At 74.2% G+C, this 22,751-nt stretch carries 19 protein-coding genes; 5 read left to right on the top strand and 14 right to left on the bottom strand.

Features of this window, described 5'->3' with window-relative positions:
- Window positions 1-118: 118 nt before the first annotated feature.
- The 5 genes from ABD361_RS09380 (at window position 119) to ABD361_RS09360 (ending at window position 5,236) form a co-directional block, all read left to right on the top strand.
- Window positions 119-595, top strand: a complete 477-nt coding sequence (locus tag ABD361_RS09380) for a single-stranded DNA-binding protein (RefSeq protein ID WP_344434411.1) — start codon at window positions 119-121, stop codon at window positions 593-595.
- 246 nt (window positions 596-841) lie between these two features.
- Window positions 842-2,257, top strand: a complete 1,416-nt coding sequence (locus tag ABD361_RS09375) for a Cys-Gln thioester bond-forming surface protein (RefSeq protein WP_344434410.1) — start codon at window positions 842-844, stop codon at window positions 2,255-2,257.
- 140 nt (window positions 2,258-2,397) lie between these two features.
- Entirely contained in the window at window positions 2,398-4,062 is a 1,665-nt protein-coding gene (gene ettA / locus ABD361_RS09370; RefSeq protein WP_344434409.1) for an energy-dependent translational throttle protein EttA, read from the top strand.
- Between the two features lie 2 nt (window positions 4,063-4,064).
- Window positions 4,065-4,496 carry an acyl-CoA thioesterase gene (locus tag ABD361_RS09365; protein WP_344434408.1) on the top strand — a complete coding sequence of 144 codons (432 nt, stop codon included), beginning with the start codon at window positions 4,065-4,067 and terminating at the stop codon, window positions 4,494-4,496.
- Window positions 4,493-5,236, top strand: a complete 744-nt coding sequence (locus ABD361_RS09360; protein ID WP_344434407.1) for a DUF8010 domain-containing protein — start codon at window positions 4,493-4,495, stop codon at window positions 5,234-5,236. Before ABD361_RS09365 ends, ABD361_RS09360 begins: the two co-directional genes overlap by 4 nt.
- A 67-nt stretch (window positions 5,237-5,303) precedes the next feature.
- On the opposite strand, the gene ABD361_RS09355 is transcribed toward ABD361_RS09360, so the two are convergent.
- From ABD361_RS09355 to ABD361_RS09290, 14 genes are all read right to left on the bottom strand, one after another.
- A complete protein-coding gene (locus ABD361_RS09355) occupies window positions 5,304-5,708 on the bottom strand; it encodes a globin (RefSeq protein ID WP_344434406.1) in 405 nt (134 codons plus the stop codon).
- 63 nt (window positions 5,709-5,771) lie between these two features.
- Window positions 5,772-6,890, bottom strand: coding sequence for an FHA domain-containing protein (locus ABD361_RS09350; protein ID WP_344434405.1), 1,119 nt, complete (start codon window positions 6,888-6,890; stop codon window positions 5,772-5,774).
- A 23-nt stretch (window positions 6,891-6,913) separates the two neighbouring features.
- The gene (locus ABD361_RS09345; protein ID WP_344434404.1) at window positions 6,914-8,239 is read right to left on the bottom strand and encodes a vWA domain-containing protein; all 1,326 of its coding nucleotides are present in this window, start codon (window positions 8,237-8,239) and stop codon (window positions 6,914-6,916) included.
- A gap of 121 nt (window positions 8,240-8,360) precedes the next feature.
- Window positions 8,361-9,524 (bottom strand): PP2C family protein-serine/threonine phosphatase, encoded by a 1,164-nt coding sequence (locus tag ABD361_RS09340; RefSeq protein ID WP_344434403.1) that lies wholly within the window; start codon window positions 9,522-9,524, stop codon window positions 8,361-8,363.
- 3 nt (window positions 9,525-9,527) lie between these two features.
- Entirely contained in the window at window positions 9,528-12,062 is a 2,535-nt protein-coding gene (locus tag ABD361_RS09335) for a serine/threonine-protein kinase (RefSeq protein WP_344434402.1), read from the bottom strand.
- A complete protein-coding gene (locus ABD361_RS09330; RefSeq protein ID WP_344434401.1) occupies window positions 12,059-13,381 on the bottom strand; it encodes a hypothetical protein in 1,323 nt (440 codons plus the stop codon). Before ABD361_RS09330 ends, ABD361_RS09335 begins: the two co-directional genes overlap by 4 nt.
- A 30-nt stretch (window positions 13,382-13,411) precedes the next feature.
- Window positions 13,412-14,374, bottom strand: a complete 963-nt coding sequence (locus ABD361_RS09325) for a glutamate ABC transporter substrate-binding protein (RefSeq protein ID WP_344434400.1) — start codon at window positions 14,372-14,374, stop codon at window positions 13,412-13,414.
- A gap of 29 nt (window positions 14,375-14,403) precedes the next feature.
- Window positions 14,404-15,750, bottom strand: a complete 1,347-nt coding sequence (locus ABD361_RS09320) for a hypothetical protein (protein ID WP_344434398.1) — start codon at window positions 15,748-15,750, stop codon at window positions 14,404-14,406.
- A 221-nt stretch (window positions 15,751-15,971) separates the two neighbouring features.
- Window positions 15,972-17,000, bottom strand: coding sequence for an N-acetylglucosamine kinase (locus ABD361_RS09315; RefSeq protein WP_344434397.1), 1,029 nt, complete (start codon window positions 16,998-17,000; stop codon window positions 15,972-15,974).
- Window positions 16,991-18,244, bottom strand: coding sequence for a 6-phospho-beta-glucosidase (locus tag ABD361_RS09310; protein WP_344434396.1), 1,254 nt, complete (start codon window positions 18,242-18,244; stop codon window positions 16,991-16,993). Before ABD361_RS09310 ends, ABD361_RS09315 begins: the two co-directional genes overlap by 10 nt.
- Window positions 18,241-19,083 (bottom strand): carbohydrate ABC transporter permease, encoded by an 843-nt coding sequence (locus ABD361_RS09305; RefSeq protein ID WP_344434395.1) that lies wholly within the window; start codon window positions 19,081-19,083, stop codon window positions 18,241-18,243. Before ABD361_RS09305 ends, ABD361_RS09310 begins: the two co-directional genes overlap by 4 nt.
- Before the next feature lie 5 nt (window positions 19,084-19,088).
- On the bottom strand, window positions 19,089-20,033 hold the full coding sequence (locus tag ABD361_RS09300; protein ID WP_344434394.1) for a carbohydrate ABC transporter permease: 945 nt from the start codon (window positions 20,031-20,033) through the stop codon (window positions 19,089-19,091).
- Between the two features lie 28 nt (window positions 20,034-20,061).
- Window positions 20,062-21,360 (bottom strand): extracellular solute-binding protein, encoded by a 1,299-nt coding sequence (locus tag ABD361_RS09295; RefSeq protein WP_425583188.1) that lies wholly within the window; start codon window positions 21,358-21,360, stop codon window positions 20,062-20,064.
- Window positions 21,361-21,475: 115 nt separating this feature from the next.
- Window positions 21,476-22,678, bottom strand: coding sequence for an ROK family transcriptional regulator (locus ABD361_RS09290; protein ID WP_344434392.1), 1,203 nt, complete (start codon window positions 22,676-22,678; stop codon window positions 21,476-21,478).
- Window positions 22,679-22,751 lie beyond the last annotated feature (73 nt).

Here is a 22,751-nt window from a genome sequence, read left to right as displayed (position 1 = left end):
GCTTTTTCCCCAAGCCGCCGCTTGTCCACAGCCCTCAGCGGGAATCGCGGGGCCCGGGCACGATGAAGCCCGGACCGGTCGTGGCGACCGGTTCCGGTGACGGGGGAGGAGCCTTCCGATGAACGAGACGCTCGTGACGGTCGTGGGCAACGTGGCGACGCAGCCCGACTTCAGGGAGGCGGCCAACGGCGCGGCCCTCTCGCGCTTCCGGCTCGCGGCCACGGTGCGCCGCTGGGACCGGCAGCGCGAGGAGTGGGCCGACGCGTACACCAGCTTCTACACCGTGTGGGCCTGGCGCACCCTGGCGGCGAACGTGGTCGGGTCGGTGTCGGTGGGCGAACCGGTCATCGTGCAGGGCAGGTTGCGCATCCAGGAGCAGGAGTACGAGGGCAGACGCCGGCTGTCGGCGGACATCGACGCGGTCTCCATCGGCCACGACCTGACGCGCGGCACCTCCGCCTTCCGCAGGGTCGCGCCGGCCCGGCTGCCGCTGCCGGTCGAGCCGGTCCGCGTGGCGGCCGCCGTCGGCGCCGGGGGAGCGGACGGGGCCGGCGGCGGGGAGCTCCAGGCCGGCACTGCCGCGCCGGGGTCCTGACGGGCCATCGCGGAGGAAGTGGTTCCGGTGATTTATCGATAATCGCCGCCGTCAAACGTTGATGTGATAACGATTCCGATTCGGATCGGCCGTCCGAAGAGATGTGCGGCCCGGAGCCCTGCAACTGATCTTTAAGATCCCCTGCATGGCAACGGGGGCACCTGCGTTCCGAGTTGTCCAACGGGGCGCTCGTGCGACGGCCGGGGCCGGTCCGTGCGCGGTCCGCGCCCGCGCGAAAGGAAATCCATGAACTCTGTGAAGGGGCGGGGGATCGTCCGCCGCGCCCTGGTGCTGCTGGTGGCGTGCGGTCTGACGCTCGCCGGCACGGCGGCCAGCGGTGCCGCGGCCGCCGAGGAGGGGGCGCAGCAGGGCGGCGTGAGCGCCACCCTCGGCCGCATCACCGCCGGCGGCGGCGCCGTGGTGCACGACCGGCGCAGGACCGGCCCCGTCATGGCCGGCCTGTTCGAGATGAAGGTCGACGGCGGCGGCACCCTGCAGACGTACTGCGTCGACATCCTCACCAACACCGTCGACGGCGCCAAGTACAAGGAGACGGGCTGGGGCGAGTCCTCGCTGCACGACAACCCCAACGCCGGGCGGATCCGCTGGATCCTGCAGCACTCCTATCCGCAGGTCAACGATCTCGCCGCGCTCGCCAAGGACTCCGGCGCCGGCACCCTCGACGCCAACAGCGCCGCGGCCGGCACCCAGGTCGCCGTCTGGCGCTACTCCGACTCCGTCAAGGTCGACGCCGTCAGCCCCGAGGCCCAGAAGCTCGCCGACTACCTCTACGGACACGCCGAGGACACCCCGGAGCCCCAGGCGTCCTTGACCCTGACCCCGGCGGCCGTCTCCGGACGGGCCGGCGGACGCATAGGGCCCGTCACCGTCCGCACCGACGCGAGCAGCGTCACCGTCATGCCCTCCGCCGCCGCGGTCGCCAAGAACGTCCGGCTCGTCGACAAGGCGGGCAAGCCCGTCACCACCACCGGCAACGGCGGCGAGGTCTACTTCGACGTCCCCGCCGGCACCCCCGACGGCTCGGCCGCGCTGAAGGCCACGGCCGCCACCAAGGTCCCCGTGGGCCGCGCGTTCATCGGCGACCACACCCGGACCCAGACCATGATCCTCGCCGGGTCCAGCGAGAGCACCGTGTCGGCGGGGGCCGGTGCCACCTGGGCGGCCGAGGGAGCGATACCCGCCGTGACCGCCCGGAAGGACTGCGCGGCGGGCGGGGTGCAGGTCGCCGTGGAGAACAAGGGCGACCGCCCGTTCACCCACGAGCTGCAGGGCCGCCCGCACACCGTCGCCCCCGGCCGCACCGAGACGACGCTGGTCCGCATCGGCGAGGACCAGGCGTACCGGCTCCAGGTCACCGGCCCCGGCGGCTTCGCCAGAACCTTCTCCGGCATCCTCGACTGCCGCACTGCCGAGACCGCCGCCGCCGAAGGCTCCGGCACCACCAGGCCCTCCCCCGCGGCGAGCCCCGTCGTCGCGCACAAGGCCGGCACCGGTGGCGGCCCCGTGACCGGCGGCGACCTCGCCGGGACCGGGGGCAGCGGCGCCACGCCCGAGGTGGCCGGCGTGGCCATAGCCCTGATCGTCGTGGGCGGAGGTGCCGTCTTCCTCCTGCGCCGCACCGAGGCGGCCGGCGACCAGTGACGCGCGGTGCCCGGTGACGCGGCGGCCCGCCGGGCACAACGCGTTTCCGCCCAGGGGTACCGGTACGGCAAGATGGGGTGTATCTGCCCTCACGCGGCGGAGCCGCACATTGGCCCTTCTCGATTGCCGGACGGTTTCTCTTGGCTGAGTACATCTACACCATGCGCAAGACGCGCAAGGCGCACGGCGACAAGGTCATCCTCGATGACGTGACGCTGAGCTTCCTGCCCGGTGCGAAGATCGGTGTGGTCGGCCCCAACGGTGCCGGTAAGTCCACCGTCCTCAAGATCATGGCCGGGCTGGAGCAGCCGTCGAACGGCGACGCGTTCCTCTCGCCCGGTTACAGCGTCGGCATCCTCATGCAGGAGCCGAAGCTCGACGAGTCCAAGACGGTGCTGGAGAACGTCCAGGACGGCGTCGCGGAGATCAAGGGCAAGCTCGACCGGTTCAACGAGATCGCCGAGCTGATGGCCACCGACTACTCCGACGCGCTGCTGGAGGAGATGGGCAAGCTCCAGGAGGAGCTGGACCACGCCAACGCCTGGGACCTCGACGCCCAGCTGGAGCAGGCCATGGACGCGCTGGGCTGCCCGCCCGCCGACTGGCCGGTCGTCAACCTCTCCGGTGGCGAGAAGCGCCGCGTGGCCCTGTGCAAGCTGCTGCTGGAGGCCCCCGACCTGCTGCTGCTGGACGAGCCCACCAACCACCTCGACGCCGAGTCGGTGAACTGGCTGGAGCAGCACCTCGCCAAGTACGCCGGCACCGTCGTGGCGATCACCCACGACCGCTACTTCCTCGACAACGTCGCCGAGTGGATCCTGGAGCTCGACCGCGGCCGCGCCCACCCCTACGAGGGCAACTACTCCACCTACCTGGAGAACAAGGCCGCCCGTCTGAAGGTCGAGGGCCAGAAGGACGCCAAGCGCCAGAAGCGCCTCAAGGAAGAGCTGGAGTGGGTCCGCTCCAACGCCAAGGGCCGCCAGGCGAAGTCCAAGGCGCGCCTCGCCCGTTACGAGGAGATGGCCGCCGAGGCGGAGAAGATGCGGAAGCTGGACTTCGAGGAGATCCAGATCCCGCCGGGCCCGCGCCTGGGCAGCGTCGTCGTCGAGGTCAACAACCTCTCCAAGGCGTTCGGCGACAAGGTCCTCATCGACGACCTGTCCTTCACCCTGCCGCGCAACGGCATCGTCGGCGTCATCGGCCCGAACGGCGCCGGCAAGACGACCCTGTTCAAGATGATCCAGGGCCTGGAGAAGGCCGACTCCGGCACGATCAAGGTCGGCGAGACCGTCAAGATCTCCTACGTCGACCAGGCCCGCGCCAACATCGACCCCAAGAAGACGCTGTGGGCCGTCGTCTCCGACGAGCTGGACTACATCAACGTCGGCCAGGTCGAGATGCCCTCGCGCGCCTACGTCTCCGCGTTCGGCTTCAAGGGCCCGGACCAGCAGAAGCCGGCCGGCGTGCTCTCCGGCGGCGAGCGCAACCGCCTGAACCTGGCGCTCACCCTCAAGCAGGGCGGCAACCTGCTGCTCCTCGACGAGCCGACCAACGACCTCGACGTCGAGACGCTCTCCTCGCTGGAGAACGCCCTGCTCGACTTCCCCGGCTGCGCCGTGGTCGTCTCCCACGACCGCTGGTTCCTCGACCGGGTCGCCACCCACATCCTGGCGTACGAGGGCAACTCCAAGTGGTTCTGGTTCGAGGGCAACTTCGAGTCGTACGAGAAGAACAAGATCGAGCGTCTCGGCCCGGACGCGGCCCGTCCGCACCGCGCCACCTACAAGAAGCTCACCCGGGGCTGACCGTGGCGCGCTACCGCTACTCCTGCCCCCTGCGCTGGTCCGACATGGACGCCTACGGCCATGTCAACAACGCGGTCTTCCTGCGGTACCTCGAAGAGGCCCGGATCGACTTCATCCACGCGGTGAAGCAGGGCGCGACGCAGGGCAACTTCGCGGACGGGTCCGTCGTGGCCCGTCACGAGATCGACTACCTGCGTCCGCTGGTCCACCGGCCCGAGCCGGTGACCGTCGAGCTGTGGGTGGCGAAGATCGGCGCGGCGTCCATGACGGTCTCCTACGAGATCAAGGACGCCGAGCACACCTTCGTCCGCGCCTCGACCGTGGTCGTGCCGTTCGACCTCGCCGCGGGCCGCCCGCGCCGGGTCACCCCGGAGGAGCGCGAGCTGCTCCTGGCGTACGCGGACGACGCCGCGGAGGAGGCCGTCGCCGCATGACGCAGCGGCTGCGCTTCGCCGACGCCGGGGAGGCGGCCGACCTGGCCGCCTTCCTGGCCCGGCTGATCCACTTCGACCGTGCCGCGGCCGTCCGGCTGCAGGCCGGCGGCGCGGTCCTCGCGGCCTTCGGCCGGCCGCCGTCCTTCGAGGTGCTGGCCGTGCGCACCGCCCGGCTGGCCGACCCGGCCGAGCTGGACGTCACCGTCTCGGCGGGGCAGCTCCTGGACGCCCTGGACGAGCTGCGCGAAGGGGAGCCGGCCCGGCACGGTGCCGCCGCCGGCATCGTCGTTCCGCCCCCGGTCACCGGCCCTCCGTGGGCCGGGGTGCTGCCGCCGCGCGGCGGCTGGCAGCGCGTCGAGGGCCTGCCCGGCGAGCAGGCGGTGCGCGCCGCCGTGGCCGCGGCCGTCGCGGAGTTCCGTGCCCGCGACGAGGCGCTGCCCGAGCAGCACCGCACCCGGGCCGAGCGCGACCGCATCGGCCGGGAGATCTGGTCCCGCACCCTGGGGGAGACGGGGCTGCCCCTGCGGGCGGTGCACGCCGCCCAGGCGTTGGGCTTCCTGCGCCCGGCCCGGGCCCAGGCGCCCGCGGGCGCCCGCAACGGCACGGCCACGGCACTGGCCCCCGAGCCGCTGGCGCTGTTCGCCGCGCGGGGCTGGCTGCGGCTGCGCACGCCGCACGGTTCGGTCGCCGTGAGCACCGGCGGCGGCCTGCGGGATCTGACGGTTACCCCCAGACACTGAGCCCAGACACTGAGCCCAGACACTGAGCCCAGGCACTGAGCCGCCTGCGCAGGGAGCGCCCGATCGGTCAGTCGGCCGAGTTGATCATGCTGGCGGCCGCGTACGTCAGGTAGTTCCACAGCTGCGTCTCGAGCCCGGGCTCCAGTCCGAGCTCGTCGACGGCGTCGCGCATGTGCCGCAGCCACGCGTCGTGGGCGGCCCGGTCCACGGTGAACGGCGCGTGGCGCATCCGCAGCCGGGGGTGACCGCGGTTCTCGCTGTAGGTGCGCGGACCGCCCCAGTACTGCATCAGGAACAGTGCCAGGCGTTCCTCGGCGGGCCCGAGGTCCTCCTCGGGGTACATCGGCCGCAGCAGCGGGTCCCCGGCCACACCCTGGTAGAAGCGGTGGGCCAGGCGCCGGAAGGTCTGCTCCCCGCCGACCTGCTCGTAAAAGGTCTGCTCCTGAAGCGTGCCGCGCGGAATCTCCATCACCCCTCCATGGTCTCAGACCACCGGACCGAGGACCTCCGCCTTAGGACTCCGCCTCAGGACTCCTCAGCCACGCCGCACCGTGATCGTCGTCCACGCGCCCACGTGCACCCGGTCGCCCTCGCGCAGCGGTACCGGCACGTACGGCTGGATGGGATCCTCCGAACCGTTGATCGTCGTGCCGTTGGTGGAGTCCTGGTCGACCACGGCCCAGCTGCCGTCCGGCTGCTGCACCAGCATGGCGTGCTGGTGGGAGACGCCCGGGTCCTCCGGCGGGCGGGAGAGGTCGATGTCGGGGGACTCGCCGGTGCTGTGCCGCCGGCGGCCGATGGTGACCTGCCCGCCGTCCAGCGGGAAGCGCAGCTCGGGGGAGTAGGCGGGCAGGTTCAGCCCCGCCGCCTCCGGGCCGCTGCGGTTCATCATCGACAGGAAGTACTCGCGGTCCGGGGCGACGACGGCCACCCAGCCGGCGGGCTGCTCCGGCTCCGGCTGGTGGTCGGGCGTCTCGTACCCGTACGCGCCGGGGGCCGCGGGCGGCTCGGGCGCGCCCTCCGGCGGGGGGAGCATCCAGTCGTCGTCGTAGCCGGGGGAGTCGTAGCCGGGGACGCTGTGGCCAGGAGCGGTGTGGCCGGGGGCGGGGCGGCCCGGGGCGCCGTACCCCTGCCCGTCGTAGCCCGGGGAGGCCGTTCCGTAGCCCTGGCCGGGGCCCTGCGGGGGCAGCGGCTCGGCCGGCCGGTTGACCCGGGAGGGGCGCGAGCCCTGGTAGTCGAAGCCCTGCGGCGGCTGGGGGTGCGCGGGCGGCGGGGGCGGCGGCGCGGACTGCAGCCCGTGGCCGGGCGGGGGCGGCGGCGAGGCGTACGGGTTGGCCGAGCGGGTGACGAAGTTGTAGCGGCACTCCTCGCAGAACGGCGCCTGCGCCTCGCGCGGCGTGCGGCACTGCGGGCACAGCTCGGCCTGGACGGTGGCGTCGCCGGCGGGCCCCGGGTAGCCGTAGCCGCCCGTGGCGCCGGGGCCGGGCGGGCCGTGCGGGCCGGGGGGCGCGGGCGGTGCCGGAGGTGCCGGCGGCGCGGCGGGCGGCGGCGGGGGGACGGCGGGGGAGGCCGCGGCGGCCCCCTGCATCCGGTGGCCGCACACCTCGCACCAGTCGTCGGCCACCGAAGGGTGGCCGTTCGGGCAGGTCGGCATGTCGGTCGATTCCCCCTCTGGCGTCACTTCTTGACACGAACGGTCTTGGTGGACCGGGTCTCGAGGGTCATTTCCGCCTCCTCCGACACCCTGGTCTTCAGCCGCACAGTACCGTTCGCGGCATCGACCACGTCCACCACCTTGGCCAGCAGTTTCGCGGTGTCCTCGTGACCGGAGCGGCTGGCGAGCTGGACCGCCCGGCCGAGCCGGGCCGTCGCCCCGCCGATGTCGCCCGCCTTGCGCAGCTCCAGCCCCTGCTGGATGGCCTGGGCGAGCTCGGCCTGGCCGGTGTAGTGGGCCACCTGCGGGTTGATGGCGGTGGAGGCGACCAGGTCGTCCGTCCACACCGCGCGCACCAGGCCCTGGGCGAGGACCTGCGCGGAGCCGTCGGCCCCGGGCCGGACGAGCGAGACCCGGGCGGCGAGCATCTCCTGCCCCACCCGGGCCTCGGGCACCTTGACGCACACGTGGTAGTCGCGGGACTCGTCCCCCCAGGCGCCCGTCGGGTAGTCGCCGGTCCGCGGACCGGCCTCCTGCCGGCGCTGCGTCAGCTCCTCCACGGTCGGCGCGACCTGCTTGACGAACATCACCTCGGCGCCCTGCGGGATCCACAGCCGCAACGCGACGTCGCCGACCTCCTTGCCCATCACCGACTCCATCACTCGCGTGAAGTCGGCGGCCAGGCCGGCCGGATCGGCGACGATGTCGGCACTGCCCAGCAGGGCGGAGGCTATGCCCGTGACCTCCTTGACCTCCCAGTCCGTGCCCACGCCGCGGGCGTCGCAGATGAAGCGGCCCGCGCAGGCGTCCAGCGACGCGCGCAGCGCCTCCGGCTCCTCGTGCTCGTTGCGGCCGTCGGTCAGCAGGATGCCGTGGCGTATCGCCGCATCGGAGGAGGACAGCAACCGGTCGGCCAGCCGCAGCCAGGTGCCGATCGCCGTGCCCCCGCCCGCGCTCAGCTTGCGCAGTGCCTCCTTGGCCTGGCCGCGGGTGGTGGCGTCGGCCACCGCGAGCCTGCCGCCCGCCGGATAGACCTCGCGCGCCTGGTGGGTGCCGGCGACGACGGCGAAGGCGACGCCGTCGCGCAGGGCGTCGATCGCGGCGGCCGTGGCCTCGCGGGCGCTGCGCATCTTGGCCGGCGGGTAGTCCATCGAGCCGGAGCAGTCCACCATCAGGACCACCGCCGCCTGCTGCCCGCCGCCGGAGGCCGGCTCCCCCGCCCCGCCCTGGCCGGCGTCGGCGGTGACCGTGACGATCGCGTTGACCTCGCGGCCGCCTTCGGGAAGGTTGACGTTCTGGTACACCTCGACCGAGAAGCGCGGCACGCTCGCCTTGCCGAAGCTGGCCATTTCATCCGCTCCTTCGTACGTCTGCCACGTGGGTGGTGCACGGACGTGCGGCGGGGCGGACAGCCGCGCGGTGCGGCAAGGCCGGCACCGGCGTGCGGATCCCCCCGTGAACGCTTGGCCGTCAGGCCGATCCTGCCCCTTCCGGCCGGGCCGGGAACGGCAGTACCGCCACTGTTACGTTGTCGTGGCCCCCGCCGTCCAGGGCGTGCGCCAGCAGACGGCGTGCGCACTCCAGCGGCCGGCTGCGGGCGTCGGCCGGCACGACCCGGGCCATCTCCTCGGCCGATTCGGCGTAGTTCCACAGCCCGTCGGTGCACACGATCACCACGCCCGGCCGGTCCGGATGGTACGAGGCGGTGTGCGGCACCACCTCGTACGCATCGGCGCCCAGCCAGCCGGTGATGGCGTGGGCGCGCTCGTCGGCGTACGCCTCGGCCTCGCTCATCAGCCCGGCGGCGACCATCTGGGCGGCCCAGGAGTCGTCCTCGGTCAGCCGGGCCGGCTGGGTGGAGCGGTCGTCGGGCACCCAGTAGACGCGGCTGTCGCCGACCCAGCCGACGGTCAGCAGGTCACCGGTGATCACGGCGCTGACCACGGTGCAGGCCGGGGAGTTGACCTGGCGGTACGGGTCGTGCTCGCGCGCCTCGCCCGCGGGGGCGGCGGCCAGGTCGGTGACCGCCTCCGCGGCGTGCACGATCGCCGTGTGCGTGGCCTCCCGGGGCGCCGTGCCCCGCTCCAGCTCCGCCACCAGGACGTCGTGCGCGGCCCGTACGGCGGCGGCCGACGCCTCGTCGGGCCGCGCCGCGGAGGACACGCCGTCGCTGACGACGGCGACGACGGCAGGCCGGCCGCCGGCCGGCTGCGGGGTGGACACGGCGTAGGCGTCCTCGTTGCGGTGGTGGCGCAGGCCGCGGTCGCTGACTGCCGCGACGCCTGCCGACTCGTGCTCCATGTGATCCCGTTCGCGCGGTTGTGCATGCCCGCAGTGTTCGCAGTACCCGTCGTTGTCGATCATGCCCGACCGGCAGGCCGCGCACGGCCTGCCGGGGCTCGCGCCGCGCCCCGGCTGCGCCGGTACGGCGCCGCCCCCCGGGCCCTCGCGGCATTCGGCCGCCTCCCGCGCCGCGGGCGTGTCGGGTCGCCACCGGTCGGTGCCGTGCCCGCCGGCGGGCACGGGCACCGCCGCCGCCAGGGCGGCACCGCAGCCTCCGCAGAAGTTGTCGGAGGGCTCCAGCGGTTCGCGGCAGACGGGACACACCGTCAGTTGTGGGGGCAGTTGCGACATCGATCACACCCATGTCCTGGGGCGGTAACGGTTGGCCCGCTCCACCAGTTCGATCCGTTCCTCGCCGCGGTGGGCCAGGCGGGCGAGCACGCGGTACGAGCGCTCCAGCCCGAACCGCAGGCCCCGCTCGTCGAGCGGACTGTCCAGCAGCACGTCGCCGGTCCGCCCGGGCTGCCCGGTCTGCGCCGGCGCCTCGCCCTGCCGGCCCGCGAGCACCCAGTCCAGAGCGGTGCCCAGCACCTCCGCCGACAGCCGCTCGCGCCGCACGGCGTCCAGCCCGAAGCCGGCGAGCCGCTCCACCTGGGCGGCTGACGCCCGCAGGTCCTCCAGCAGCGCCTCGTGGGCCGAGCGCCGCCGCAGCCGGGCCCGCACCGCGGCCACACGGGCCGCGGTGTAGTGGATGGACGCCTCCGGCACCGACTCCAGCGCGGCCACCGCGCCCGGGCGGTCGCCGTCGGCCAGCCGCACCCGGGCCAGCGCGAAGGCGGCGCCCACGAAGCCGGGGTCGGTCGCCCACACCAGCCGGTAGTACTCGGCTGCGTTGTCCAGCTGCCCGAGCACCTCCGCGCACAGACCGAGCGCCAGCTTCGGCGCCGGTTCCCCGGGGAACGCGTCGTACACGGCGTCGAACGACAGGGCGGCGGTGGCGTGGTCGCCGGTGACCAGAGCGAGCACACCGCGGTGCCACACGGTGCGCCAGTCCTCGGGCCGCGCCGCCTCCAGCGCCGCGACGGCCTGCCCCGCGGGCCCGTCCTCGCCGAGCTCCAGCAGCGCCCGCACCCGGCACAGCCGCAGCTCGTGCGAGTCGGTGGGGGCCGCCTTCAGCGCGGCGTACAGCTCGGCGGGCCGGGAGGCCAGCAGCCCCGCGAGGAAGCCCGCGTTGGGGTCGCCGGCGTCGACCAGCGGCATCGGCAGGGCGAGCGCGGCCGCCCGTACGTCGAGCTCCGCGAGAGCCGTGCCGGGGGCGGGGGCCGCCGGGGCGAGAGCGACGGCTCCGGTGGCCGGCCGGCGGAAGAAGCCGGTGCGCGGGCGCACCCCCAGGGCCGAGACGTCCCCGGCGACGTCCGGGAAGAGGGAGGTGTCCACCACCCGCGGCTCCGGCCCGAACAGCGTGGAGACCGCCGGGCGCGGCGTGCCCGTCTGCAGGGCCACGATCTCGCGCAGCACCCCCGTCAGCTGCTCGGCCATCTCCGCCGCGGAGGCGAAGCGCCGGGCCGGGTCCGGGTCGGTGGCCCGCACCAGCAGCCGGTAGAAGGACTCGTAGCGCTGGAAGACCTCGATGTTGTCCGGCGCGGGCAGGCTGGTGGCGAAGACGTTGGTGTAGCCCTGGAAGTCGAAGGTCAGCACGGCGAGCGTGCGGGCCACCGTGTACAGGTCGGAGGCCACGGTCGGGCCCACCTCGGCGACCTCGGGGGCCTGGTAGCCGATCGTGCCGTAGATGGGGCCGTCCTGGTCGTCCATCCGCCGCACCGCGCCCATGTCGATGAGCTTGAGCTGGTCCTGCTGCTGGATGGCGTTGTCGACCTTGAAGTCGCAGTAGAGCAGGTTCCGGCTGTGCAGGTGGCCGAGTGCCTCCAGCGCCTCGATGCCGTACGCGCACGCCTGCTCGACCGGCAGCGGGTCGCGGCGGCCGTCGGGGCGGCGGCGCTCGTTGGCGAGCTCCTTCAGCGACTTGCCGCCGACGTACTCCATGACGATGTAGCCGTCGAGGCTGCCCGTGCGCTGGTCGAGGTGCTCGACGAAGTTGTAGATGCGCACGATGTTGGAGTGCTCGATCTCGGCGAGGAAGCGCCGCTCGGAGACGGCGGCGGCCAGCGCGTCCTCGTCGCCCGTGTCCAGCAGGCCCTTGAGCACCACCCAGCGGTCGGCGACGGCACGGTCGACGGCCAGGTAGATCCAGCCCAGACCGCCGTGCGCGAGGCAGCCCGCCACCTCGTACTGGCCGTGCACCACGTCGCCCGGACGGAGCTTGGGCACGAAGGAGTAGGGGTGGCCGCACTTGGTGCAGAAGCCCTCCGTGCGCCCCGGCCGCCCCTCCCGCGAACGCCCCACGGGTGCCCCGCAGTCGCTGCGGCTGCAGAACCGCTTGCGCTCGGGCACCTCCGGATCGCTCAGCACGGCCGCCCGCGGGTCGGGCCGGGGCACGCCGGGCATGGTCACCAGGCCGGCGCCGAGCCGGCCCCGGCCGGAGGAGGACGCGGCCGAGCGCCGGCTGCGCACCGAGACCGAACGGGCCGCGGTCGGCGTGCTCTGCGAGCCCTCCTGCAACGAGCGCGACAGACGGCCGGAGACCGACCGGCGCGAGGAGGAGGAACGCGCCGAAGAGGACCCCGAGGACGAACCCGAAGACGAACCGGAAGAGGACCCGGAGGACGAGGACCCCTCGCGCGCCCTGGTCACCCCCGTCGGCGGCGAGGAAAGGGCACCGCCCGGCGCCACGACCGGTGCGAGCCCGCAGGTGTCGCAGTACAGCTCGCCGGCGCCCACGTCCTCGTACGTGCCCGGGCAGCCGGGCCGCTGGCAGCCGGTACCGGTCATCGCTCCCCCTTGTGGTCCGTCGTCCCCGTGACCGCCGGCCGGGCGGGCGGGGCCACGGCCTCCGCGACGGCCTGCTGGTAGCGCAGCACGGCCGCCTCGGCGGTGACCAGGTCGCACGGCGCGCTCCACAGCACGCGCCGCGCCGCGTCGTACCGCTCCAGGACGAACGCGTCCTCCGCCAGGCCCAGGCGGGCGGCCTTGGCCTTGTACGCGTCCAGGCGCCCGCGCAGCTCGGCCCGCACCGCCAGCGGAGCGGTGACCGCGGTGAGCTGTTCGCGGGCGCGCAGCAGCTCCTCCTCGGCCTGCAGCTCCAGGCCCTCCAGCACCGGCGAGAGCAGGTGCCAGGCGGCGTTGCGGCGGTGTTCCGACGCCGCGGACAGCTGCTCGTACAGCACGGTCGGCGGGCCGGAGACGACGGGCACCTCGTACGCGGCGATCTTCGACAGCACCTCGGTGCGGGCGCTGCGGGCCTCGCCGAGCGTGCGGTCGACGCGCGAGATCACGTCCCGGACGCGCATCAGCCGGCGCTCGGCGTCGTCGCGCACGTCCAGGACGGCCTCGACCTCGCGCCGCACGTCCTCCAGGGCGCGGGCGGAGCGGTCGTAGAGGGAGGTGTCCAGGCGGCCGCCGCCGGGGCCGGCGCCCGGCGGGGCGCCGGTCCAGAAGGCCAGCGGGTCCTCCAGCACCCGCGCGCGCAGGGCGGTGAGCTCGGCGGCGATGCCGTCGAGCTCGTCGCCCGCCGGGTGGGCGCCGGGCCGCACGCCCACCGACTCGGCGAGCGCGCGCACCCGCCGCAGCTCGGCGGCGAGCAGGTCGATGCGGGTCGGCAGCGCGGACCACACGGCGTCGGCGGCGACGACCACCTCCAGGGCCTCGCCGTACCAGGCGTTCATCCGCTCGGCCAGCTCCCGCAGGCTCAGCCGCTCGCTGAGCCGGGGCGGCGGGATCAGCCCCGCGGCGGTGGCCGCCGGGGGCACGCCGGGCAGGGTGATGGCGGTGCCGCGCAGCAGGTCGGCGATGCGGGCCAGTTCGCCCTGGGTGGGCCAGCGGCGCCGGGCCCGCAGCTCACGGGCGGCCTCCAGGGCGTCGGTGAAGGCGTCGAAGTACACCCACAGCTGGGTGATCAGCTGCTCGGTGGCCGCCCAGCGGGCCTCGGTGGTGCCGCTCAGCCGGGCTCCTTCCAGCAGTCTGCGGCCCGCGTGGTCCTGCAGGGCGAGCAGCGAGGACTCGACCGCCTCGTGCTCCTCGCCGAGGCGCGCCAGTTCGCGGTCCGCCTCCTCGCGGCTGAGAGCCGGCCCGGTGGGCCCCGCGAGCGCCATCGATCTCCTCTCCTCCGGTGTCTGCCGGTGTCAGTCCTTGTACGTCGGTTCCGGTGGTGCGGTGATGCCCTTCAGATCGGCCGCCAGCCACTTGCGGTAGGCCAGCATCCACGGGCTCGCCTCCCCGCCCCGGCGGTAGTCCTCCAGTACTGCGTTGACCCGGCGTACCAGGTCTTCGTCCTTGAGGTTCATCGCCACGCCGTAGGACTCGGTGGTGAACGGTTTGCCGACCAGTCGCACGGACGGGTCCTGGGCCGCCTGCCCGGCGGCCAGCGCGTTGTCGGTGACCACCGCGTCGACCTGCCCCAGCTGCAACCGCACCAGGCAGTCGAGCTGGTTGGGCACCGTCGTCACGGTCGCTCCGTGCGACTGACGGTGCAGCTCGCCCTCGCCCGTCGATCCCTTGGCCGTACAGACCTTCCTCCCCTTCAGCGAGTCGTCGAACCCGGTGACCGGCGAGCCCTTGGGGGCCAGCACCTGCTGCCCGGCCTCGAAGTAGGCCGTGGAGAAGGCCACTTGCCGGATCCGGTCGCAGTTGACGGTCATCGTGCGCGCGATGATGTCCACCTTGCCCTTCTGCAGGGCAGGTATGCGCTGGTTCGTGGGGATCGCCAGAAAGGTGACCTTGTCCGGGTCGCCCAGCAGGGCCTTGGCGACGGCGCGGACGAGATCGATGTCGAAGCCCTCCAGCTCCCGGGTGGCCGGATCGCGGTAGCCCCAGCGGTAGCTGTTCTGGTCGACACCTGCCACGAGACGACCGCGCTCCTTGATGCGCTGCACGGCCGGCCCGTCGGCGGTCGAGGGCCGCAGGCTCGCCTCCGGGGAGCTGCAGGCGGCCGCGGCCTGCGCGCCCGCAGCGGCAACGGGCGCGGGCGTACGGGCCGTGGGCCCCGGCGCCGCCGGCTGCGGCAGCGCCGCGGCGGCCGCAGCAGCCGCCGCGCACACCGCCGTCGTCAGCAGGGCCCAGCCCCTGGCGGCGGATCGCTCGCCCATCCCTCGCCCTCCCGTCCCCGCTCCCGCGCTCACCGGTACTCCGCGAGCCTGCGGCCGATGCCGAGCACCGCACCCGCCGCCCCCAGCACCGCCAGCACGGCCGTGCCGGCCGCCAGCCCCGTCAGCGCACCGCGGCCGTCGTCCGCCGCCCGCCGGAAGTCCTCCTCCTCGTGCGCCAGGGCCCGGCGCAGCCCCGTGTCGACCCGGTCGAAGGCCGCGCCCGTGCTGTCCCTGTCGCCGATGACCAGCGGCAGCGCCCGCTCGTAGTAGCCGCCGTCGTCCGCGGCGCGCGCCTCGCCGTGGCGCTGCTGCCACCGGCCGACGTCCCGGATCGCCCCGGCCACCGGGTCGCGGCCCGCGGCCCCGTCCGCCAGCGACTGCGCCCTGCCCAGCAGGCTGCCCCCGCGCGGCTCGCCACCGGTGGTGAGGTCGCCGCCGACCAGGGCGCGCATCCCCGCGCGGTAGCTGGCCTCGTAGGCGTCGTCCCCGGCCGCGGTGAGCACCGCCCCGCGCGCCACCAGCGTCAGGCTCTCGTCACCGCGGGCCTGCAGGGCGGCGATACGGGCCTCGCTGAGCACCTGCATCGAACGCGCCCCGTGCTCGTAGGAGGCGGTCAGCTCGGTGCGGGCCACGGCGTGCCCGGCGACCAGCCACAGCAGGCCCACCCCGGCGGCGGCCGTGGCGGCCAGCAGGCCGTGGTTGAAGACGCGGTGGGTACGCAGGTACTCGCGCCGCTGCGCCCAGCCGAGCGCACCCAGTGCGACGACCCCCGCGGCCAGGGCGGCCCACGGCCAGCCCGTGGCACCCGCGTAGTCGGACTCCAGCCGCCCGGTCTCCGACTCGTACAGCTCCCGGGCGGCGGGCAGCAGCTCCTCGCGCATCCGGTCGCTGGCGTAGCGCAGGTAGGCGCCGCCCAGCGGCAGTCCCTGCCGGCCCGCCGCACGGGCGGACTCCACCAGGCCCGTATAGACCGGCAGTTGCGCGTTGAGCCGGGTGATGCGGCTGCGGGCCGGATCGGCCGGATCGGTGTTGGCCGCGGCCTTCACCAGCAGCTCGGAGGCCACGGCGATGTCCTTCTCGTACCGCTGCCTGACCGCGGCCGGCTCCTGGCCGCCGGCCAGGAAACCACCCGCGGCGGTGGTGTCGGCATCGGCCAGGGAACGGTAGATGTCGGCGGCGTCCGCGCTCAGCGGCTGGCTGTGCCGTACGACGGCGTCCGCGGCGGACTGGCGGGCGGCCACCTGCCAGGCGGCCAGCGCGCCGAAGGCGGCCAGGAGGACGGCGAGGGCCGCACCGGCCAGCCGGAGTCTGCCCGGCTCGGTGGTGGCCGCCACCGCCGTTCTGAGCCGGTCCAGGGCCGGATGCGCTGGTGACACGTGACCTCCCCCTGGGTCGCGAGTGCCCGGCCAGCAGTATGGCCGCAGGGACCGGGGTGCACCATCCTCCACGCGCCGGGCGCGTGTTCGGTTCCCGCCCCGTAGGGGCGCGGGGAACTGCGCGACAAGCCACGACGTGCCCGCAGACGGAGGCCGTGCGTCGACTGCGGGCCGTCGGTGGCCGATCGCGCAGTTCCCCGCGCCCCTACGGGGCACGCCCCCTACGCGTAGTGGGCCCTCAAGCGCGCGTACGCGCGCCGTGGCGCGGCCGCCCGGTCGAGGGCCAGGAGCGCCGCCCCCAGCACCGGTGGCGCGGTCACGACCCGCGCCACCGCCCGCGGCGCCCGCCGCGCCAGCAGCCGCGCGATGCCTTCGTCGAGCAGCGCATGACGCGCCGTCAATACGCCACCGCCCAGGACGACCGGCACCGCCGTGTCGAGCAGTTCCAGCCGCCGCAGCGCGGCCGTCGCCATCGCCACGACCTCCTCGGCCTGGCGTTCGACCAGCGCCCGCGCCACCGCGTCGCCGGCGTCCGCGACCGCGAAGAGCACCGGAGCGAGCTCGTGGCGGCGGGCGGGGTCGATGCGGCCCAGGTGAAGGGCCTCGATGAGTTCGGCCATGGTGGGCAACCCGAAGTGGGCGGGCAGGGCGTGGGCCAGGGCGGTGGGCCCGCCGCGCCCGTCGGCCGCGCGGGCGGCCCACCACAGGGCCTCTTCCGCCAGGTGCACGCCGCCTCCCCAGTCCCCGGAGATGCGGCCGATCGCGGCGAAGCGGGCGCGGCGGCCGCCGGGGGCGAGTCCGCAGCAGTTGATGCCGGCGCCGCAGACCACGGCGACGCCGACCGGTTCACCGCCGTCGGGCAGCCCCGCCCGCAGCAGCGCGAAGGTGTCGTTGGCCACCTCGACGGAGGGCGGCCCGCCCTGCCCGCCCGCGGGGCGCACGCGCCGCGCGAGCTCGGTGGCGAGCAGCTCCTCCTCCGCCGGGAAGTCGGCGTTGGCGAGGCAGGCGGAGACGTGTCCGATGCGCAGGGGGCCGGGCCGCAGGGTCCGGGCGGCGGCGAGCGCGCCGGTGACGGTCGTCTGCAGCATGTCGACGGCGCGCTCGACGCCGGCGGTCTGCGGCTGGAAGCCGCCGCCGCGCGCGCTGCCCAGGACGGTGCCGTCGGGGGCGACGACGGCCGCGTCCGTCTTGCTGTTGCCGGCGTCGACCGCCACGATCACGTTCCCGCCCGCCGGACCGGTCACGCCCACGCCAGGTGTTCGCGGTTGTGGGCGAGGAGTGCGTCCGTCAGGCGTTCCGCCTGCGCGTACTGGCCGATCAGCGGGTGGGCGAGCAGTGCTTCGAAGACGCGCCCCCGGCCGCCCTTGAGCGCCGCTTCGAGCGCCAGGTGCTCGTACGCCGTCACGGCCGCCACCAGCCCGGCGTACAGCGGCTCCAGGGGGCGTACGGGCAGTGGGCGCGCGCCCTCGGCGCCCACCGCCGCCGGGACCTCGATCACCGCGTCGTCGGGCAGGAAGGGCAGCGTGCCCCGGTTGAAGGTGTTGACCACGTGAACGTCGCCGGTGTCCCGCAGCAGCGAGGCGGTGAGCGCGACCGCGGCCTCCGAGTAGAACGCCCCGCCGCGGGAGGCGAGCAGCTCCGGCTTCTCGTCCAGGCCGGGGTCGGCGTACATCGCGAGCAGCCGCCGTTCCATCTCGGCGACCTGCGCGGCCCGGGAGGGCCCGCCGCGCAGTTCCTCCACCACCTCGTCGTGCCGGTAGAAGTAGCGCAGGTAGTACGAGGGGACCACGCCGAGGCGGTCCAGCAGGGCGCGCGGCAGGCGCAGGTCGGCGGCGATCGTCCCGCCGTGCTCGGCGAGCAGCCGGGGCAGCACGTCCCGGCCGCCGATGCGTACGGCCCGCTCCCAGGTGAGGTGGTTCAGGCCCACGTGCTCCAGCGTCACGTCCTCGGGGGCGACGCCCAGCAGCCCGGCGAACTTCCGCTGGAAGCCGATGGCGACGTTGCACAGCCCCACCGCGCGGTGCCCGGCGGCGAGCAGGGCGCGGGTGACGATGCCGACGGGGTTGGTGAAGTCGACGATCCAGGCCTGCGGGTTGCGCCGGCGGACCCGCTCGGCGATGTCCAGCACCACCGGCACCGTGCGCAGCGCCTTGGCGAGCCCGCCCGCGCCGGTGGTCTCCTGTCCGACGCAACCGCACTCCAGCGGCCAGGTCTCGTCCTGTTCGCGGGCCCCCTGCCCGCCCACCCGCAGCTGCAGCAGGACGGCGTCGGCGCCGTCGGTGCCGGCGTCCAGGTCGCTCGTCCACGTCACGCGCCCGGGGTGGCCCTGCCGGGCGAGGATGCGCCGGGCCAGGCCGCCGACGCGTTCGAGCCGGTCGGTGTCGGGGTCCACCAGGACCAGCTCGTCCACGGGCAGCGTCGCGTGCAGGCGCGCGAAGCCGTCGGCGAGTTCGGGGGTGTACGTGGAGCCGCCCCCCACTACTGCGAGCTTCAACCCTTGACTCCTGTCAGTGTGACGCCTTCGACGAAGGCTTTCTGGGCGAAGAAGAAGACGGCGACCACCGGGGCCGTCACCAGGGCGGTGGCGGCCATGGTGAGGTTCCAGTCGACGCCGTGGGCGCTCTTGAAGGACTCCAGCCCGTAGCTGAGCGTCCAGGCGCCGGGGTTCTGGGCGGCGTAGATCTGCGGCCCGAAGTAGTCGTTCCAGCAGAAGAAGAACTGGAACAGGGCGACCGCCGCGATGCCCGGGCGGGCCATCGGCACCACGATGCGCAGCAGCGTGCGCACCTCGCCGCAGCCGTCGACCTTCGCCGCCTCGAGGTATTCGGTGGGAATGGTGAGCAGGAACTGGCGCAGCAGGAAGATGGAGTACGCGTCCCCGAACGCCAGCGGGACGATCAGCGGCCACAGGGAGCCCGACAGGTGCAGTTGCTGGGCCCACACCAGGTACATGGGCACCACGACCACCTGGGGCGGCAGCATCATCGTGGCGATCACCAGGAGCAGTGCCGGCCGCCGTCCCCGGAAGCGGAACTTCGCGAGCGCGTACGCGACCGGGACGGAGGAGCACACGGTCAGCAGGGTGCCGAGCCCCGCGTACAGCAGCGAGTTGCGCCACCAGGTCAGGAACCCGGGGGTGCGGAAGACCTCGGCGTAGTTCGACCACTGCCACTGGTGGGGCCACAGCTCGCCGCTCAGCGCCTGTTCGTCGCTCATCACCGACGTCAGCAGTATGAAGACGAAGGGCAGCGTGAAGAACAGCGCGGCGGCGACGGCCGTGGTGTGCACGGCTATCCAGTGCAGCACGGCCCTGGGTTTTTTGGCGGTCGTCACGGTCGTCAGTCCTCCGCCCGCAGCAGCCCGCCGCGCCTGCGCATCAGCAGGGCGGTGACCGACATGGCCAGGGCGAAGAGCACGAGCGAGAGCACGCACGCCGCGCCGGTGTTGAAGTTCTGGAAGCCCAGTGAGTAGACGAGCTGCGGCACGGTGAGGGTGGAATGGTCGGGATAGCCGGGCTGGACGACCGTGCCGGGGCCGATGCTCACGCCGGACGCCATCCGCCCGGCCACCAGTGCCTGCGTGTAGTACTGCATCGTCTGTACCACGCCCGTGACCACCGCGAAGGTCACCACGGGAGTGATCGAGGGCCAGGTGACGTAGCGGAACGTCGCCAGCGGCCCGGCCCCGTCCAGCTCGGCCGCCTCGTACTGCTCGCGCGGGACGTCGAGCAGGGCGGCGAGGAAGACCACCATGAGGTCGCCGATGCCCCACAGCGACAGCAGCACCAGCGAGGGCTTGGCCCAGGCCGGGTCGGTGAACCAGCCGGGGGAGGGCAGGCCGAGCGCGGAGAGGATGCCGTTCACGGGGCCCGTGCCGGGGTTCAGCAGGAAGACGAAGGCGACCGTCGCGGCCACCGGCGGCACCAGGCACGGCAGGTAGAACAGGGTGCGCAGCAGGCCCTTGCCGAGCTTGACCCGGGTGGCCAGCAGCCCGATGCCCAGGCCGAAGACCACCCGCAGCGTCACCATGACCACTACCAGCCACAGGGTGTTCCACAGGGCCGGCCCGAACAGCGGCATCCGCTCCAGCACGTACGACCAGTTGCGCAGTCCCACGAAGGTCGGCGGGCGGATCTGGTTGTAGTGCATGAAGGAGAAGTAGACGGTGGCCGCGAGCGGGTAGGCGAAGAAGACGCCGAAGCCGGCCAGCCAGGGGGAGAGGAAGCCCGCGGTGCGCAGGCGCCGGCGCAGCCGGACGCGGCGGGCGGGGTCCGGACGGTTCATCCCTGCCCTTTTCATCCCTGCCCTTTCGTCAGTCGGCGGACTGGAGGGTGTCGTCGTCGATCTGCCGGTCGAGCTGCCGCAGCCCCTTGCCGAGGTCGCGCACCCGGCCGGCCTCGACGGCGTAGCCGAACTCGCGCAGCGTCACCACGTACATCCCGCCGTTGACCGAGGGCGGCAGGGCGACGCTCAGTGGGTGCCGGGCGATGTCGAGGAAGGTGCGAAAGCCCGGGCCGGCCCGCAGCCGGGGCGAGGCGAGCGCGGCCTTGGTGGAGGGCACGTTGCCGAGCGCGTTCGCGAACGCGACCACCTGATCGGTGTCGGTCGTCAGGAACCTCACCAGCTCCCAGGCCGCGTTCTGATGCCGGCTGCTGTGCGCGATGCCCACCACGGTGCCGGTCAGCAGGCCGCGCCCGTACGTCTCGGGCCGGTCGTCCGGTACGGGCAGGGGCGCCGTCGCCCAGCGGAAGCCGGGGCGGTCCGCCTCCAGCAGCCGGGTGCGCCACTCCCCGTCCAGGTGCATGGCCAGCTTCCCGGTGCGGAAGGCGTGCTGCGAGGACATCTCCTCGCCGAAGGTGGTGCGGTACCTCTCCAGCGGCCCGTAGCCGCCGAGCGCGTCGATCAGCTCCTGCTGGAAGCGGAGGAAGGCGGCGGTCGCCGGCTCGCGCGAGAGCCGCGCGCTGCCGTCGCCGTCGAAGTAGGCGGGCCCCCACTGGGCGAAGAGGCGGTCCGGGCTGTTCTCGTACAGCCGGAAGTCCGGCATGAAGCCCACCCGCCGGTACCCGCCGTCGGCGGTGCGCTCGGTGAGCCGGACGGCGGCCGCCTTGAACTCCGACAGGGTGCGCGGGGGACGGGCGATGCCCGCCTGCTCGAAGGCGTCCTTGTCGTAGTACAGGCCGTAGGCGTCGGCGAGCAGCGGCAGCGCGCACTGGTTGCCCCGGTAGGCGGTGTAGTCGAGCATCACGCGCGGGAAGACCGCCTCCTTCTCGATGCCGGACCGGCGCAGGAAGGGGCCGAGGTCGGTCCACATGCCCGACGAGCAGTACTGGCCGACGTTGTCGGTGCTGAAGGAGGCCACGACGTCCGGAGCGCCCGGGCCGCCGGCGCGCAGGGCCTGGTTGACGGTGGCGTCACCGACGTTGCCGGTGGTCTCCACGCGGATGTTCGGGTGGACGCGGTGGAACCGGGCGAGGGCCTCGTCGACCGCCTTCACCTCGTCCTTCTGCGACCAGCCGTGCCACAGGCGCAGGGTGACGGGCCGGGTGGGATCGTCGTCGGCGCTGCCGGCGGCCGGGGCGGCGCAGCCCGGGAGCACCCACAGCACCGGCAGGAGCAGCAGGACGACCGCAGCAGGCGCCCGTAACCGTGACCGTGACCGTGGCCGTGGCCGTAACGGTGAACGTGAGCGTGACGTCGACCGGGGCACCGGGCCTCCTTCCGCCGGTTCAGGCCGTGTCGAAGACGGCGTCGCGGGCGTCGGCGAGCCCGGTGTGCAGCGCGCCGACGAGGACGGGGCAGCCCTCGACGGTGCTCAGGCGCACCTGCGGGCGGGGCAGGGCGAGCCCGTCCAGCCGCGACGCGACCAGGGCGCGCAGCCGTTCGCCACCGGCCCGGCAGACCTCCCCGGTCAGCACCACCAGCCCCGGGTCGAGGACGGCGACCACTGCCGCGAGCCCGGTGGCGATGCGCTCGGCGAGCTCCGCGAACAGCGCGTCGCCCGTGCCCGGCGTGCGCGCCGCCGCATCGAGCGCCTCGTGCACGCTGCCGGCGGGCAGGCCCGCTTCCCGCGCGAGCCGCAGCACCGTGGGCGAGCCCACGAGCTGCTGGAAACCGCCCCCGCCGTCCGGGGCGACGGTGGCCTCGGGGCCGCCGCGGGCCAGCGGCGCCCCCGGCAGCGGCATGTAGCCGATCTCCCCGGCGCCGCCGGTGGCCCCGCGCAGGGGCCGGCCGCCGAGGACGACGGCGGCGCCCACGCCCTCGTCGATCCACACCAGGACGAAGTTGTCCTCGCCCCGGGCGGCGCCCGCGTGGCGCTCGGCGACCGCGGCCAGGTTGACGTCGTTCTCGATGACGACGGGCGTGCCCAGCCGCCCGGCCAGCTCCTCGCTCATGCCGGGGGCCTGCCAGCCGGGCAGGTGGGGGGCGTAGCGCAGGACGCGGGTGCGCGGGTCGAGGGCGCCGGGCGTGCCGATGACGGTGCGGTGCAGGTCGCCGGTGCCCAGCCCGGCGGCGGCCAGTGCGCCCCGGACGGCCTCGGCGACCAGCTCGCCGGTGCGCCGGGCGACGTCCTCGTCCAGGGCCCGGGCGCGGACGCGGTGCTCGCCGAGCAGGGTGCCGGTGATGTCGGCGACGGCGGCGGTGATGCCTTCCTCGTCGACGGCGAGGGCGGCCACGTGGGCGGCGGAGGGATTGACCTCGTAGAGCTGGGCGTTGGGGCCCGGGCGGCCGGTGACGCTGCCGACGCCGCGCACCAGTCCGGCGGCCTCCAGCCGGCCGAGCAGCTGGGAGGCGGTGGGTTTGGACAGGCCGGTCAGCTCGCCCAGTCGTGTGCGCGTGAGCGGCCCGAGGTCGACGAGCAGCTCCAGCGCGGCCCGGTCGTTCATGGCCCGCAGGACGCGCGGCGTCCCGGGGATTCCCGCCTGGCCCATGACGTCGAGTCCCACCCCTCGGCAGATCTGTAAGGAAACCTTCCAACTGACGGGGACGTTAGGGCCCCGCTCG

Origin of the sequence: Streptomyces luteosporeus (assembly GCF_039532865.1) — a bacterium.
Classification (GTDB): Bacteria; Actinomycetota; Actinomycetes; order Streptomycetales; family Streptomycetaceae; genus Streptomyces; species Streptomyces luteosporeus.
Note: the sequence above shows the minus strand (reverse complement) of the source record. Positions and strands in the feature narration are given on the sequence as shown.

Excerpts from the sequence above, each read along its gene's own strand:
- ABD361_RS09380 (WP_344434411.1), top strand. The coding sequence starts at position 119 with ATGAACGAGACGCTCGTGACGGTCGTGGGCAACGTGGCGACGCAGCCC.
- ABD361_RS09375 (WP_344434410.1), top strand. The coding sequence starts at position 842 with ATGAACTCTGTGAAGGGGCGGGGGATCGTCCGCCGCGCCCTGGTGCTG.
- ABD361_RS09360 (WP_344434407.1), top strand. The coding sequence starts at position 4,493 with ATGACGCAGCGGCTGCGCTTCGCCGACGCCGGGGAGGCGGCCGACCTG.
- ABD361_RS09350 (WP_344434405.1), bottom strand. The coding sequence starts at position 6,890 with ATGCCGACCTGCCCGAACGGCCACCCTTCGGTGGCCGACGACTGGTGC.
- ABD361_RS09345 (WP_344434404.1), bottom strand. The coding sequence starts at position 8,239 with ATGGCCAGCTTCGGCAAGGCGAGCGTGCCGCGCTTCTCGGTCGAGGTG.
- ABD361_RS09340 (WP_344434403.1), bottom strand. The coding sequence starts at position 9,524 with ATGTCGCAACTGCCCCCACAACTGACGGTGTGTCCCGTCTGCCGCGAA.
- ABD361_RS09335 (WP_344434402.1), bottom strand. The coding sequence starts at position 12,062 with ATGACCGGTACCGGCTGCCAGCGGCCCGGCTGCCCGGGCACGTACGAG.
- ABD361_RS09330 (WP_344434401.1), bottom strand. The coding sequence starts at position 13,381 with ATGGCGCTCGCGGGGCCCACCGGGCCGGCTCTCAGCCGCGAGGAGGCG.
- ABD361_RS09325 (WP_344434400.1), bottom strand. The coding sequence starts at position 14,374 with ATGGGCGAGCGATCCGCCGCCAGGGGCTGGGCCCTGCTGACGACGGCG.
- ABD361_RS09300 (WP_344434394.1), bottom strand. The coding sequence starts at position 20,033 with ATGAACCGTCCGGACCCCGCCCGCCGCGTCCGGCTGCGCCGGCGCCTG.
- ABD361_RS09290 (WP_344434392.1), bottom strand. The coding sequence starts at position 22,678 with ATGGGCCAGGCGGGAATCCCCGGGACGCCGCGCGTCCTGCGGGCCATG.